The sequence below is a fragment of the Pseudarthrobacter sp. As-47 genome, assembly GCF_058215595.1.
In genome coordinates, this window is sequence record NZ_CM177088.1 from 1,425,957 (window position 1) to 1,440,643 (window position 14,687).

The 14,687-nt window shown below is 68.1% G+C and carries 10 protein-coding genes and 1 pseudogene; 3 read left to right on the top strand and 8 right to left on the bottom strand.

Annotated elements, in window-relative coordinates; genetic code table 11:
- Nucleotides 1-47 precede the first annotated feature (47 nt).
- Nucleotides 48-598: pseudogene (locus tag AC4BCK_RS06600) on the top strand (flavodoxin domain-containing protein).
- Entirely contained in the window at nucleotides 595-1,206 is a 612-nt protein-coding gene (locus AC4BCK_RS06605) for a hypothetical protein (protein WP_363937952.1), read from the top strand. Before AC4BCK_RS06600 ends, AC4BCK_RS06605 begins: the two are co-directional and overlap by 4 nt.
- Here the strand turns inward: AC4BCK_RS06605 and AC4BCK_RS06610 are convergent, their stop codons facing one another.
- Genes AC4BCK_RS06610 through AC4BCK_RS06620 form a run of 3 tightly spaced genes read right to left on the bottom strand, consistent with a single transcriptional unit; the run spans nucleotide 1,207 to nucleotide 6,456 of the window.
- Nucleotides 1,207-2,766, bottom strand: coding sequence for an FAD-dependent oxidoreductase (locus AC4BCK_RS06610; RefSeq protein WP_490566764.1), 1,560 nt, complete (start codon nucleotides 2,764-2,766; stop codon nucleotides 1,207-1,209). It abuts the gene before it with no gap.
- On the bottom strand, nucleotides 2,763-4,982 hold the full coding sequence (locus AC4BCK_RS06615) for a molybdopterin oxidoreductase family protein (RefSeq protein WP_174179490.1): 2,220 nt from the start codon (nucleotides 4,980-4,982) through the stop codon (nucleotides 2,763-2,765). The genes AC4BCK_RS06610 and AC4BCK_RS06615 overlap by 4 nt, the downstream gene beginning before the upstream one ends.
- 1 nt (nucleotide 4,983) lies before the next feature.
- A complete protein-coding gene (locus tag AC4BCK_RS06620) occupies nucleotides 4,984-6,456 on the bottom strand; it encodes an MFS transporter (RefSeq protein WP_174179492.1) in 1,473 nt (490 codons plus the stop codon).
- 277 nt (nucleotides 6,457-6,733) lie between these two features.
- Between AC4BCK_RS06620 and AC4BCK_RS06625 the strand changes: the two genes are divergently transcribed.
- On the top strand, nucleotides 6,734-8,143 hold the full coding sequence (locus tag AC4BCK_RS06625) for an MFS transporter (RefSeq protein WP_174179494.1): 1,410 nt from the start codon (nucleotides 6,734-6,736) through the stop codon (nucleotides 8,141-8,143).
- Nucleotides 8,144-8,294: 151 nt separating this feature from the next.
- On the opposite strand, the gene AC4BCK_RS06630 is transcribed toward AC4BCK_RS06625, so the two are convergent.
- From AC4BCK_RS06630 to AC4BCK_RS06650, 5 genes are all read right to left on the bottom strand, one after another.
- Nucleotides 8,295-9,026, bottom strand: a complete 732-nt coding sequence (locus AC4BCK_RS06630; RefSeq protein ID WP_174179496.1) for a glutamine amidotransferase — start codon at nucleotides 9,024-9,026, stop codon at nucleotides 8,295-8,297.
- 35 nt (nucleotides 9,027-9,061) lie between these two features.
- Complete coding sequence (locus AC4BCK_RS06635; RefSeq protein ID WP_174179498.1) at nucleotides 9,062-9,499, bottom strand: YybH family protein; 438 nt, start codon at nucleotides 9,497-9,499, stop codon at nucleotides 9,062-9,064.
- Between the two features lie 15 nt (nucleotides 9,500-9,514).
- Nucleotides 9,515-11,329 (bottom strand): acetyl/propionyl/methylcrotonyl-CoA carboxylase subunit alpha, encoded by a 1,815-nt coding sequence (locus AC4BCK_RS06640; protein ID WP_174179500.1) that lies wholly within the window; start codon nucleotides 11,327-11,329, stop codon nucleotides 9,515-9,517.
- A gap of 154 nt (nucleotides 11,330-11,483) precedes the next feature.
- On the bottom strand, nucleotides 11,484-12,128 hold the full coding sequence (locus AC4BCK_RS06645) for a Maf family protein (RefSeq protein WP_490566765.1): 645 nt from the start codon (nucleotides 12,126-12,128) through the stop codon (nucleotides 11,484-11,486).
- A gap of 9 nt (nucleotides 12,129-12,137) precedes the next feature.
- A complete protein-coding gene (locus tag AC4BCK_RS06650) occupies nucleotides 12,138-14,678 on the bottom strand; it encodes an MMPL family transporter (RefSeq protein WP_490566766.1) in 2,541 nt (846 codons plus the stop codon).
- Between the last annotated feature and the right edge of the window lie 9 nt (nucleotides 14,679-14,687).

The window sequence follows — 14,687 nt, forward strand, 5'->3', positions numbered from 1 at the left end:
GACGTTGTGCCCTACTGCTCCACCGCACCCTGCAAGCACAGTGGAGCATGGCTTCCATATACATTGCCTACGGCAGCGTTGAAGGGCAGACGGCCCACATAGCGGAGTACATCGCCGATGTGATCCGGGCGCACGGGCACCACGCTGAAACCGCGGACCTCAAGCATGCTCCGGACAGCATTCCGGACGGGCAGGACGCCGTCATCGTGGCGGCGTCGGTGCATATTGGCAAGCACGAGGGTTATGTTGCGGACTTGTCCGCAAGAACCGCAGCGAACTTGATCGTTTGCCGTCCGCCCTGGTCTCGGTCAGCCTTGCCGCCCAAGGGGATGAAGCCAGTGCGGAGTGCTATGTGGAAAAGTTCGAGGAGGAGACCGGCTGGCACCCCCGCCATGTAGCGATGTTCTCCGGTGCGCTGATGTACACCCACTACAACTTCCTGAAACGCCAGATGATGAAGAAGATCGCCAAGGACATGGGCTCCCAGGACCTGGACACGTCCCGGGACTACGTCTACACCGAGTGGGACGGCGTGAAGCGCTTCGCCGAGGACTTCCTGGCCGGGGTCCCGGGATCTCCTCCTGGCGTCAACAAGTGAGAACGCCGGCAGCCGCACCCGTCCTGTTCCTTGCTGCGTCCGCTTTGCTTGGCGGGTGTTCGCAGCCCGGGAACCAAAATACTCCGGCGCCGGCACCCCGCCCCTCCACCGGCGGGACCAGCCCTGCCTGCGACCTCATCACTCCTGAAATTGCCGCGAAAGTCGTACCCGGGATCATGCCTGCAGGCCAGAACAGCAGTGACAGGCCACCCGGAAGCAAGGCCTACCTCTGCACGTATTCGAGCAAGTCCATGGACGGAGGCATCACGGCCCTGTCGGTGGCACTCACCTCGCCCGCCTCATCGCAGGACATCTCCACAGCGAAGTCGGCGCCCGGCTGCTCACCCGTCACCGGAATCGGTGACTTCGCCTGCCTGCAGTGGACCGGCTACTTCCGGGGCGAGGCCGGGGGCGCCTCCGCGAACGTTGTCCTCACGGCTGTCCGGGGCGACGAAACGCTCGAAATGCCATACGTCACCTCTGCGCCCACGAACGGCGCTCCCGCTCCCGACGGCGATGCGATGGCCCGTGCGCTCGCACAGGCAGCAGTGGACGCCGGCTGGGGCAACGGCACCCCGCTCGGCGTTCCCGCGGCCCCCGCTTCCTAGTCAGGCGGCCTGGACCGCCCGGAAGTGTTTTTCGATAAGCCCCTTGATGTCCTCATGGCAGCCGCCGCAGCCGGTTCCGGCACGCGTTGCCTTGGACACCTCGGCTACCGTGGAGCAGCCCTCCTCAACGGCGCCCTGGATGGCGGCTCCGCTGACTCCGGCGCACCGGCAGACGGTGCCGGCGGGATCGGCGGCACCCGTGCCCGGCAGCTGGTCCGGCCCGTCGAGGCGCAGCAGCAGGGACCGGTCAGCCGGAAGTTCCGCGCCGCGTTCGAACAGCCCCACCAGCTCGGCCGCCGTGCGGGGCATGCCCACGGCCACCAGGGCCTCCAGGACGCCGCCGCGGGTGGTCATTTTGACATAGCGGCCGTGCTCCGGGTCCGCCCACTGGGAAACCTGGAGCCGCGGGCGCCCGTTCACGGCACCGGCAGCAAGGGCGTCCTCGTCCCAGGGCTCTGCGGAATTGTCGCCGGCTACGGCCATGTTCATGCCGCGCGCCTTCAGGACGATCACGCCCGGCTGCTCCGCCGGCAGCGCCGGCAGCAGGGCGGCGTCCTCCCCGCCGTCTGCCAGCAGGGTCAGGTACCCGGCCAGCCACTCGGCCTGCCGCCAGCCCGGCCCCACCAGGCCGGAGGGCCCCTTGGCGTTGCGGCAGGGTGCGCAGTCCGGATCCGGGCAGCGCACCTCGGCGCAGTCACCAATGGCAAAGATGTGCGGCTCGTGGTGCGCGCGGAGTTTGTGGTCCACCAGGATGCCCGCGGACGTGGAGAGCCCGCAGCCCTCGGCGAGTTCAGTGCGGGGGCGGACGCCGCAGGAGAGCACCAGGAGGTCGCCGTCGATCGCGGACCTGTCGTCGAGCAGCAGCGCCGAGAAACCGCCGTCGGGCGCGTTGTGCTCCACGCCCGTGGAGCGCGCGTTGCCGGCCATCCGCACGCCGCAGCGGCGCAGGCTCGCCGCCAGCACGGAGCCGCCGCCGCGGTCGATGTTGCGGCCCAGCGGATGCGGGCCGTTGTGGACCACCGTGACGGTGGCTCCTTCTTCCGCCGCGGCCAGGGCGGTCTCCAGGCCCAGGACGCCGCCGCCCAGGACCACCACCCGCTTGCCGCCGGTCACGGCCCGCCGCAGCGCCTCGGCGTCGCGGAGGTCGCGAAGGGCGGTGACGCCGGCGGGGAGGACGGGGTGGGTGGGATCGGGGTTGATGCCGGTCAGGTTGGGAATGACCGGGCGCGACCCCGTGGCGAAGACCAGCCGGTCGTAGTGGACGGCACCGCCGTCGGACAGGAGGACCTGCTGCCGGGCGCGGTCCACACGCTTCACCCGGACGCCCAGGCGGATGTCGGCGCCCTGGGCAGTCAGCTCCGCGGCGTCTGAGAGGGCCAGGGCCTCGACGGTGGTCCTGCCCACGCCGAGATCGGCCACGAGCACGCGGTTGTAGGCGGCTTCAGCTTCCTCGCCCACCACCGTCAGGCCCACCTTGCCGCTGCGGACGGCAGGCAGGAGTTCGTCAACCAGCCGGGCCGCCACCGGGCCGAATCCCACAATGACAATCTGCTCGCTCATGAGGCCTCCGTCGTTTGAAGCACGTTGGTGGAAAGGGACGCGGCTACGGGCCGGACCCACACGGTGTTGAACTTGAACTCCGGCATCCCGGAGACGGGGTCCGTGGCCGCTTCCGTGAGGCGGTTCGCACTCTCGAGTTCGGGGAAGTGGAACGGCAGGAAGACGGTTTCGGGACGGATGGCGGTGCTGAGCTGGGCCCGGCACTGCACCTCGCCGCGCTCATTGGCAACGGACACGAGCGACCCCTCGGTGATGCCCATCGACGCCGCAGCCGCCGGATGGATCTGCACCTTCGCTTCCGGCTGCGCCGCCAGCAGCTCCGACACCCGCCGGGTCTGCGCGCCGGACTGGTAGTGCTCCAGGAGGCGGCCGGTAATGAGGGTCATGGTTGTCGCTGCGGTGCCGGCCCCTGCAGGGGGCGCAGCAGGAGCACGACGGCGGCGCGGCGTCACCGGGGTCATCACGGCTTTGCCGTCCGGGTGCGCGAACCGGTCCTGGAACAGCCGCGGTGTTCCCTGGCTGCCGGCGGGGTAGGGCCAGTAGGCGGCTTCGCCGCGGTCCAGCATGCCGTAGTCGATCCCGGAGTAGTCCGCCAGTCCGCCGGCAGAGGCAAGGCGGAGTTCCTCGAACACGGTTTCGGGGTCCTCGCTGTAGGTGGAAGGGGCGTCAAGGGCTTCGGCCAGCCGCGCCATGATCCACAGTTCACTGCGGGCGCCGGCCGGCGGAGTGAGGGCCCGGCGGCGGCGCAGCACGCGGCCTTCGAGGTTCGTCAGGGTGCCCTCTTCCTCCGCCCACTGGAGGACGGGAAGGATGAGGTCGGCCTCAGCGGCCGTCTCAGACATAAAGAAGTCGCAGACCATCAGGAAGTCCAGGCTCCGGAGCCCCGCGATCACGGCGTTGGCGTCGGGGGAGGCCACGGCGATGTTGGAGGCGTGGACAAGAAGGCAGCGGACGCCGTCGGGCTTGCCCAGCGACTTCAGCAGCTGCACGGCGGGCAGGCCCGGGCCGGGAATGAGGTCCTCCTCCACGCCCCAGACCTTGGCCACGTGGGCGCGGGCGGCGGGGTCGGTGATCTTGCGGTAGCCGGGGAGCTGGTCGGCCTTCTGGCCGTGCTCGCGTCCGCCCTGGCCGTTGCCCTGGCCGGTGAGGGTCCCGTAGCCGCTCCGGGCCGATCCGGGCAGGCCCAGCAGGAGGCTCAGGTTGATCGCGGCCGTGGCGGTGTCGGTGCCGTCCACGTGCTGCTCCACACCGCGGCCGGTGAGGATATAGCTCCCGCCGTCGCGTGCGCCCCGGGCCAGCCGGCGGGCCGTTTCGCGGATCAGTTCAGCCGGGACGCCGGTGAGGGACTGCACCCGTTCGGGCCAGAAGGAGTTGACGCTGCGGGCTACGGCACTGTAGCCGGACGTGCGCCCAGCCAGGTACGCGCTGTCCACCAGGTTCTCGTGGATGACCACGTGGGAGATGCCCAGGAGAAGGGTAAGGTCGGTGCCCGGCAGGGGCTGGAGGTGGAGGCCGCCGCCGTCGGCCGTGAACGCGGCAGTGGCGGAACGGCGCGGATCCACCACGATCAGCCCGCCGGCGTCGCGCGTTCCCTTGAGATGCTGCACGAACGGCGGCATGGTTTCGGCGACGTTGGAGCCGAGCATCAGGATGGTGCTGGCGGTGTCCAGCGCTTCGAGGGGGAAGGGGAGCCCGCGGTCAACGCCGAAAGCGCGCATCCCGGCCGCCGCGGCCGAGGACATGCAGAACCGGCCGTTGTAGTCGATGCGGGAGGTGCCCAGGGCGAGCCGGGCGAACTTCCCCAGCATGTAGGCCTTTTCGTTGGTGAGGCCGCCACCGCCGAACACGCCGACGGCGTCGGCGCCGTACCGGGCGCGGGCGTCCTTCACAGCGGACACGGCGAGGTCCAGGGCCTGGTCCCAGCTGATGGGCCGGTGGACGCCGTCAGCGCCTTTCAGGAGCGGCTCCGTGATCCGTCCGGGGTGGTTCAGGAGGCTGGCGGAGGTCCAGCCCTTGCGGCACAGGCCGCCGCGGTTGGTGGGGAAATCCCGGCCGCTGACTTCGAGGGGTGCCGCCAAGGGGATTCCGGGGGCGGCAGTTCCCGGCACGGGGACTGACCCCGGCTGGGAAGCCGGGGCCAGTGCCGTGGGAGACGTGAGCGTCATGGCGCACTGCAGGGCGCAGTAAGGGCAGTGCGTGTCGGCGCTTTTGGTCATGTTAGACGTGTCCCATCGCATTTCGGTTGGCGTTGCGGATGTAGCAGGACCAGCACACAACCAGCATCAGGACGTACGCCCCGACGAAGCCGTAGAACGCGGGGGTGTACGAGCCGCTGGCCGAGTTGGAGGCGTTCAGCACCTGCGGGATCACAAACCCGCCGTAGGCGCCGATAGCGGAGATGAGGCCCAGGGCGGAGGAGGCGAGGCGCTGGGTGGCCACCGAGCTGGCGCCGTTCCGGGCAGCGCGGCTGTTGGTGGCAAAGATGATGGGGATCATCCGATAGGTGGCACCATTTCCGAAGCCGCTGGCGGTGAAGAGCATCAGGAAGAGGGCCAGGAAGAGCCAGAAGTTCTTCAGCGGAAGGGTCCAGATCATGGTGAGGGTGATGACGGCCATGGAGGCGAAGGCCGCCACAGTCATGCGGGCACCGCCCATCCGGTCAGCCATGCGTCCGCCGTACGGGCGGGCCAGGGAGCCCACCAGCGGGCCGAGGAAGGCCAGCGACAGTGCCACAGTGCCCACTCCGATGGAGGAGAAAGCCGGGAAGTAGTCCTTGATCAGTTTGGGGAAGACACCGGCGAATCCGATGAACGAGCCGAACGTGCCGATGTAGAGCAGCGCCATGATCCACAGGTGCGGTTCCTTCAGCGCTGCGATGGAGCCTGCCACGTCACCCTTGGCACTGGTGAGGTTGTCCATGTACTTCCAGGCACCGAAGGCGGCGATCAGGATGAACGGGACCCACATCCAGCCGGCCAGGGGCAGGTTGACCGTGCCGACGGCGAGGAGGGTGATGGCAATCGGGACGGCCAGCTGTGCCACGGCGGCACCCATGTTGCCGCCGGCGGCGTTCAGGCCCAGGGCCCAGCCCTTTTCGCGGGCGGGGTAGAAGAAGGTGATGTTGGCCATGGAGCTGGCGAAGTTGCCGCCGCCGAAGCCTGCCAGGGCGGCCACCAGGAGCATGACGCCGAACGGGGTTTCCGGGTTGGAGACACACAGGGCCAGGCCGATGGAGGGGATCAGGAGCAGCAGGGCGGACACGATGGTCCAGTTGCGGCCGCCGAAGCGGGGAACCATGAAGGTGTACGGGATGCGCAGGGTGGCACCCACGAGGCTCGGCATGGAGATCAGCCAGAATATTTCGGAGGTGGAGAAGGTGAAGCCGGCTGCGGGGAGCTGGACCACCACGATGGACCAGAGCTGCCATACGACAAAGCCGAGGAATTCGGCGAAGATTGACCAGTTCAGGTTGCGGCGTGCAATGGAGCGGCCTGCAGTTTCCCACTGCTCCTTGTTCTCGGCATCCCAGTTGGCGATCCAGCGGCCGGGGCGGAATTCAAGGGCGGGGGAGTCTGTGGTGCGGGTAGGGCCGGGCTGTGCGCTGGCGGATGCGGCGGTTCCGGGCAAGGCGGAATCTTCGAGATCAACGGAACTTCCGGTGCCGGCATCGGCGGTGCGGTCAACAGTCACGGGGTACCTCCTTCTGGGGGATGTTGTTCCTCCAAGGTAGGGAAGCCGCGTTTCACGGACGGACGCCGTGTGTTAACGCGCTGTGACATTTGCCTATCGGCGGGCCTTGCCGGGTGTGAGGCGGACGGCGGGGACCACAAAATGAGACACACCACACAGGTCCGCATGCTGGACCTTTCGTCCATTGACTGGACGGAGGGAACTAATATTGAACTCTGACTATTTCGAGCCGTTCCTTTACCCCGGGTCCGGCCGGTCCTCACGAAAGCGTTTACCTATGTCATCCACCCATACCTCCACGGTGTCCGGGTCCCAGCCGGTGAACTCACGCGGACGCGTGATCGTCGCCAGCCTGATCGGCACCACGGTCGAGTTTTACGACTTCTACGTCTACGCCACCGCCGCAGTGCTGGTTTTCCCGCAGCTGTTCTTCCCCAACCAGAACGAAACCACCCAGCTCCTGAGCTCGTTCGCCGTGTTCGGCGTGGCCTTCATCGCCCGCCCCCTCGGCTCGATCGTCTTTGGCCACTTCGGCGACAAATTCGGCCGCAAGGGCACCCTGGTGGCATCCCTCCTGACCATGGGTATTGCGACCTTCCTGATCGGCTGCCTGCCCACCGCACTGGTTCCGGGCTGGGAGTTCTGGGCTCCGGCCCTGCTGGTGGTCATGCGTTTCGCCCAGGGCCTGGCCCTGGGTGGTGAATGGAGCGGCGCCGCGCTGCTGGCCACGGAGAATGCCCCGGCCAACAAGCGCGCCATCTACGGGACCTTCCCGCAGCTGGGCGCGCCCATCGGCTTCATCATCGCCAACGTCATCTTCCTGGTGTTCAGCTACGCGCTCTCGCCGGCTGACTTCCAGGCCTGGGGCTGGCGCGTGCCGTTCCTGCTCAGCGCCGTCATGGTGATCATCGGACTGTACGTCCGCCTGAAGCTGATCGAAACTCCTGCCTTCACCAAGGTGATCGAGTCCAACGAGGTGGCCAAGCTGCCGCTGGGCCGGGTGTTCAAGACCAGCTGGCGCCAGCTCATCCTGGGCACGTTCATCATGCTCGCCACGTACGTGCTCTTCTATCTGATGACCACCTTCACCCTCACCTACGGCACCCGTCCCGCCACGCTGGACGCTGCCAGGGCCGCGGCTGAAAAGGCCGGAAAGCCGATGTCGGAAGCGGCCGCCGCGGCGTTTGTCCCCGGACTGGGCTACACCCGCAACGACTTCCTGTGGATGCTGATTGCCGGCGTCGTCTTCTTCGGTATCTTCACCCTCGTGTCCGGGCCGCTGGCCGAGAAGTACGGCCGCCGCAAGATGCTCCTGGCCGTCACCGGCGGGATCTTCGTTTTCGGCCTGCTGTTCGTCCCGCTGTTCAGCGGCGGATTTGTTGGCACCATGGCGCTGCTGGTGATCGGTTTCTCCCTGATGGGTCTGACGTTTGGGCCGATGGGCGCCCTGCTGCCCGAACTGTTCCCCACCAACGTCCGGTACACGGGGTCTGCAGTGAGCTACAACTTCTCCAGCATCCTGGGCGCAGCGGTGGCCCCGTTCATCGCCGTCGCGCTGTGGGAACTCGCGGACGGCAGTCCCGTGCTGGTGGGCGTCTACCTGACCTCCATGGCCGTGCTGACGCTCATTGCCCTGTTCGTGAGCAAGGAAACCCGCGACCTGGACTACGAGAACAACGTGGCCTAGGGATACGGACCGTACGTTCCAGCCCGGTTCGTGGCTGCGGTGCCCGGTGCGTTCCCCGTCAACAGGGGAGTGCGCCGGGCACTTTTGTGTCCGGGGCCGGAGGAAGTGGGCGGGAACGCACGACGGCGGCGCTTCGGGGCCGTGCGCGGTGTCACCGGGCGTAGCGGTCCACGAAGTTCCGGAGCACCTTCATGGGTTCGGTGACGGTGAACTGCCGGGCGTTCTCCATCAGGTCCTCAGCCGATTCGGGCGGGAAGTAGCCGGCGTTGCGGTAGATGTCGATGCGGGTGATGAGCCCGTCTACGTCCAGTTCGGGGTGGAACTGCGTGGCGTAGAGATTCGTCCGGATGCGGAACATGTGCACCGGGCAGGCCGCGGAGCGCGCAAGCAGCACGGCGTGCGCCGGCAGGGCGGTGCAGGCCTCCTTGTGGCCGGTGAAGGCGGTAAAGGAGCGCGGCATACCCTTCAGGACAGGGTCCTCGAGTCCCGCGTCCGTGAGTTCTATCTCCACTCCGCCCAGCGGTTCACCATAGGTCCTGTCGATGACGGCGCCCTGGTGCGTGCCGAGCGTGCCCACGCCGTAGCAGGCGCCCAGGAACGGGAAATCCCGGGCCACCAGCCTGTCCAGCAGCCCGGACAGCTCACGTTCCACCCGGTGCTGGACGGCTGATTTCCCTTCCGGCGGATCGCTGGAGGTGAAGGGGCTTCCGCCAACAATGACCCCCGAGTAGTCCGCGAGGTCCAGGTCCGGCAGCGGTGCAGCCTCGAGCCTGACGCGGCGCAGTTCCCGCTCTTCCAGGCCGCCATAGCGCAGGTAGGCGTCGTATTCGTCGTCGGCGGCGGCGTCCTCGGCCCGGGAGGCCAGGAGCAGGAAAGGCAGCATCTGCTAAGTGTGCCGGTTTGGGCCGGAGCTGTCAGCTAGGCCGGAGGCTGGGTGAGGGAGCGGCGCGACTGCGGGCGCGCGGCAGGGTCGGCATGCCGGTGCACGAGCTTCCAGTAGCCTTCCTCGCGCCGGAAGATGCTGGTCACCCGGAGGGCGAACTCCTCGGCAACAGCCGCACCGTCCAGGCGGGCCTGGAAGTGTTCGGTCTCCACCAGGTAGGCGGTGTCCCGTGCGGTGTAGGACGTGACGGTGTCGAACCCCAGCATCCGGCCGTCCTGGAACTGCCGGGCAGCCTGGTCCAGCCTTGCCTCCACCTGCGCCCAGCCGCGGGCGATCCCGCCAAAGGGGTTGGCCAGCGTGACGTCGTCCAGCCGGGAATAGAGCTCCTTGACGGGCTCGGGATTGCCCCGGGTAATCTCGGGGACGGCCAGGTGGTACCGGCCCACTTCTTCCTGGAAACTGGGTGCGAGCATGGGTGCCTCCGGCGCTTACTGGTCTTCGATCATGGCGATGATGGCGCCGGCAGACACTGTCTCACCGGAGGACGCCTCCAGCCCGATGACGATTCCGGAGCGGTGCGCCGTCAGGGGCTGCTCCATCTTCATCGCCTCGAGGACCACCACCAGGTCTCCTTCGGAGACGACGTCGCCGTTGGCAACAGCCACCTTGACGATGGTTCCCTGCATGGGGGAGGTCAGGGCATTGCCGGTGGCCGCTGCAGGACCGCCGGAGCGGGAGCGCTTCTTCGACTTTGCCGGCTTCGCTGCTGCCGACCCGCCGGTTCCGAGGGCACCCAGGGATGCGGGCAGGACCACTTCCAGGCGCTTGCCGCCCACTTCCACCACCACGCGCTGGCGGTCGTCGGCTGCGCCGTCCGCGTCGGCGGGCCCGTCGGGGGTCCAGGCAGGAAGGTTGTTGACGAATTCTGTTTCGATCCACCGGGTGTGGACCGTGAACGGGCCCTCGGCCGGGGCGAATGCGGGATCGGACACCACCGCGAGGTCGAACGGGATAACCGTGGGGATGCCCTCCACCACCATTTCCTCAAGCGCGCGGCGGGCACGCTGCAGGGCCTGGGGGCGGTTGGCTCCGGTGACGATCAGCTTGGAGAGCATGGAGTCGAAGTTGCCGCTGATCTCATCACCCTGCTCGATGCCGGAGTCGATGCGGACTCCGGGGCCGGTGGGGTTCTTCAGCACGCGCACGGTGCCCGGCGCCGGCATGAAGTTGCGGCCCGGGTCCTCGCCGGTGATGCGGAACTCGAAGGAGTGCCCGCGCACCTCCGGGTCGCCGTAGCCGAGCTCTTCGCCGCGGGCCAGCCGGAACTGCTCGCGCACCAGGTCGATGCCGGTGACTTCCTCGGACACGCAGTGCTCCACCTGGAGGCGGGTGTTCACTTCCAGGAAGGAGATGGTGCCGTCCTGTCCCACCAGGAATTCGCAGGTGCCGGCACCCAGGTAGCCTGCCTCCTTGAGGATTGCCTTGGAAGACTCGTAGAGCCGGCGGTTCTGCTCCTCGGTGAGGAAGGGTGCCGGGGCTTCTTCGACGAGCTTCTGGTTGCGGCGCTGGAGCGAGCAGTCGCGGGTGGAGACCACCACGACGTTGCCGTGGGCGTCCGCCAGGCACTGGGTCTCGACGTGCCGGGGAGCGTCCAGGAAGCGCTCGATGAAGCACTCGCCGCGGCCGAACGCGGCGGTGGCCTCGCGCACGGCGGATTCAAACAGTTCGGGGATTTCCTCGCGGGTGCGGGCAACCTTGATGCCGCGTCCGCCACCGCCAAACGCAGCCTTGATGGCCACCGGCAGTCCGTGCCGGTCCACGAACTCGAGGATCTCCTCGGCGGATTCCACCGGGTCAGCGGTGCCGGGGACCTGAGGGGCGCCGACCTTTTCCGCGATGTGGCGGGCCTGGACCTTGTCGCCCAGGGCGGAAATGGCTTCGGGGGAGGGGCCGATCCAGGTGATGCCGGCGGCGATCACCTTGGCGGCAAACTCGGCATTTTCGGCAAGGAAGCCGTAGCCGGGGTGGATGGCGTCGGCGCCGGACTGGCGGGCGGCGTCGATGATTTTGTCCATGACCAGGTAGGACTCGGCGGCGGTGTTGCCGCCCAGGGCGTAGGCTTCGTCAGCGAGGCGGACGTGCAGGGCGTCGCGGTCCGGGTCCGCGTAGACAGCCACTGAGGCGATGCCTTCGTCGCGGGCGGCCCGGATGATGCGGACGGCGATCTCACCGCGGTTGGCGATCAGCACCTTTGTGAGGGTCGACTGCGTGGTTCCTGCGGACTGCTCCAAATTTGCTGACAAGGCGTCTCCTTCTTTCCTTCAGGGAGCCTAGCGCGGTTTTGAGGGTTCCGCCGATATTACTTGCGGAATCCGCGTGTAAACGGGCCAAGCTTTGTAGGGAAGCTACAAGACCCTGCCAATTGCGGTGCTTTTGTTGCGGGCGCTGCAGGTGCCGTCAGCCACGCCAGAGGTCAGTGATGCGCACGTTCGCGGCGGCAAGGAGGCTGCGGAGGGTGGAGACGGAAAGTCCGACGACGGTGTGCGGGTCGCCGTCGACCTTCCGGATGAACGCCCCGCCCAGGCCGTCGATGGTGAAGGAGCCGGCACAGTGCAGCGGCTCGCCCGTGGCGATGTAGGCGTCGATTTCTGCCGGGTCCATCTCCAGGAAGCTGACCTCGGCCGAGGCCACCGTCCCGAGGGTGGCGCCGGTGCCGGTGCCGGTACCTTCGCCGTCGGGATGTGTGTCCCGGCAGTCCACCAGCCAATGGCCCGTATGCAGCACCCCGGTGTTGCCACTCATCCGCAGCATGCGCTCGCGGGCGATCTCGGCGGTGTACGGCTTGCCGTGCGCCTCGCCGTCGAACTCGAACACAGAGTCGCAGCCCAGCACCAGCGCGCCCTCAGCTTCCGGCAGCGCCGCCACCGCCTCGGCCTTGGCCCTGGCAAGCAGCAGGGCGGTGTCGTGCGGATCGGTGACGCCGTAGCTGGCCTGGACGGCGTCCTCGTCCACGTCGGACACCAGGATGGAGTGCCGGATGCCGGCCTCGGCCAGGAGCTTGGTGCGGGCGGGGGACTGGGATGCAAGAATCAGGCGGACCACAAATCCAGCCTAATTGACCGGCCCGGCCTGGTGGACCAGTTCCCCGGGAACCGGTGCAGAATCGGACCGGGTGAGCTTGGCGCCTTCCACGTCCACGTCAGGCAGGATCCGGTCCAGCCACCGGGGCAGCCACCAGGACTTTTCACCCAGCAGGTACATCACGGCAGGGACGATGGTCATGCGCACCACGAAGGCGTCCAGGAGTACACCGAACGCCATGGCGAAGCCCAGCGGCCGGACCATGGTGAGGTGGCTGAAGATGAAGCCCGCGAACACGCTGACCATGATGATCGCGGCGGCGGTCACCACAGCGGCCGCGTGGCGGAAGCCCACCCGGACGGCCTCCTTGGCGGTGGAACCGTGCATGTAGGCCTCCCGCATGCCCGAGGCGATGAACACCTGGTAGTCCATGGCCAGGCCAAACAGCACACCGATCAGGATGATGGGCAGGAAGCTCAGCACGGCGCCGGGGTTGGCGACGTCGAACACCCCGCCGAGCCAGCCCCACTGGTAGACAGCCACCACGGCGCCGAAGGCAGCGGCGAGCGAGAGGAGGAAACCGCCCGTGGCCAGCAGCGGCACCACGATGGAACGGAACACCAGCAGCAGCAGGATCAGGGAAAGTCCGACGACGATCGCCAGGTAGGGCGGCAGGGCGTCACCCAGCTTGGTGGAGACGTCGATGTTCCCGGCCGTCTGGCCTGTCAGACCCGTCGCCACGCCGTGCTCGGACTGGATGTCGTCATTGAGGCCGCGGAGCTCGGACACCACGTTGACGGTGCTGGCGCTGGCCGGGCCTTCCTCGGGGATGACCTGGAAGACGGCGGTCCGGCGGTCCTCGCTGAGGGCAACCGGCACGGCTGCCACCACATTGTCCACGGCGCGGAGCTTGTCCGCGACGTCGTACTGCAGGGTCTGTGCCTGGGCTTCATCAAGGCCGGCCGGGAACTCGCCCACGGCGACGATGGGGCCGGTGACGCCCTCGCCGAAACTGCGGGCCGTGAGGTCGTACGCCTGATAGGCCTCGGAGTCCACGGGTTCGGAGCCGCCGTCGGGCAGTGCGAGCTGCAGCTGGGTGGCCGGCAGCGCGAGGGTGCCCAGGAGGAGCACGCCGGCCAGGAGGGCCAGGATGGGGTGGCGGGTGACCAGGCCGCCCCAGCCGCGGGTGCTGCGCTCGCGGTCCCTGGCCTCATCGGCTGCTTCGTGGCCGGGCTCCGCGTTGTGGGCATCGGCTTTGGCCCAGTCCCGCCGGGAGATAATGCGCCGGCCGATCAGGGACAGCATGGCGGGCGTCAGGGTGATGGCCACCAGGACGGCCACGGCAACGGTGCCGGCCGCGGCCAGGCCCATGACGGTGAGGAACGGCAGGCCCGGCACCACCAGCGCGGCGAGGGCGATGATCACGGTCAGGCCGGCGAAAACCACGGCGTTGCCGGAGGTGCCGGTGGCCCGCGCCACGGACTCCTCCGGATCCATCCCGGCAAGCAGCTGCGTCCGGTGGCGGTTGACGATGAAGAGGGAGTAATCGATGCCCACGGCCAGGCCCAGCATGAGGGCCAGCATGGGAGAGATGGAGCTCATGTCGAAGAGGCCGGACAGGGCGAACGTGATGCCGACCCCCACGCCGACGCCCACCACGGCCATCAGCAGCGGCAGTCCGGCGGCGACCAGCGTACCCAGCATCAGGATCAGGACCAGGGCTGCCACCGCAATGCCGATGATCTCAGCGGCGCCGAAAAGTTCGGAAATGTCCTCGGTGATTTCCTTGCTGGCGTAGGCGGTGACGCCGGCGCCGGACGTCTCGTGGGCGATGTCCTGGACCTGCTGGCGGACCTCGGGGCCCAGGCCGTTGATGGAGGTGTTGAACTGGACCTGGGCCACGGCGGCGCGGCCGTCTTCGGACACGAACCGAATGGCCGAGGACGCTTCTGCCTGGCGCTTGCCGAGTTCGAGCTTTGCCTTGCTGGTTTCCAGCTCCCGGGCGCCTGCCTCGAGCCTGGCCTGGCCCTCGGCCAGTGCCGCCTTTGGCTGGCCGAGCTGGGCCTCGATGAGTGTGGCAGGTGCGCCGGCTGCGGAAAGCTGCTGCTCTGCTGCGGCCAGCTGCGCCTGGCCGGCTTCGAGCTGGGCTTGGGAGGCGTCCAGCTGGGCCTGGCCCGCGGCAAGCTGCTGCTCGCCGTCGGTGATGGCCTGCCCTGCCTGGTCCACCTGGGCCTGCGTGGCGAAGGGATCCACGGTGCCGCGGACGTCCGGCACGGTCTCAAGCTTCCTGAGCGCATCCGTGACGGCGGTCCGGCTCTCGGCGGTAAAGCCGCCGTCGGGCGCCTCAAAAACGATGGTGGCCGTGCCTCCGGATGCCGAGGGAAGCTCTTCCTTCAGCTTGTCCGCGATCCGCTGCGTTTCGGTGCCGGGAATCTGGAAGTTGTTGGACAGTGTTCCGTGGAACGCTGCGGCGGCACCGCCCACGGCCAGCAGTGCGGCAAGCCAGAGGGAAATGACCAGCCAGCGCCGGCGGTAGGAGAACTTGCCCAGGCGGTAAAGGAACAGTGCCATATGAGGTGA

Coding starts and splice junctions, on each gene's coding strand:
- AC4BCK_RS06630 (WP_174179496.1), bottom strand. CDS start 9,026: ATGCTGCCTTTCCTGCTCCTGGCCTCCCGGGCCGAGGACGCCGCCGCC.
- AC4BCK_RS06615 (WP_174179490.1), bottom strand. CDS start 4,982: ATGACCAAAAGCGCCGACACGCACTGCCCTTACTGCGCCCTGCAGTGC.
- AC4BCK_RS06610 (WP_490566764.1), bottom strand. CDS start 2,766: ATGAGCGAGCAGATTGTCATTGTGGGATTCGGCCCGGTGGCGGCCCGG.
- AC4BCK_RS06625 (WP_174179494.1), top strand. CDS start 6,734: ATGTCATCCACCCATACCTCCACGGTGTCCGGGTCCCAGCCGGTGAAC.
- AC4BCK_RS06650 (WP_490566766.1), bottom strand. CDS start 14,678: ATGGCACTGTTCCTTTACCGCCTGGGCAAGTTCTCCTACCGCCGGCGC.
- AC4BCK_RS06635 (WP_174179498.1), bottom strand. CDS start 9,499: ATGCTCGCACCCAGTTTCCAGGAAGAAGTGGGCCGGTACCACCTGGCC.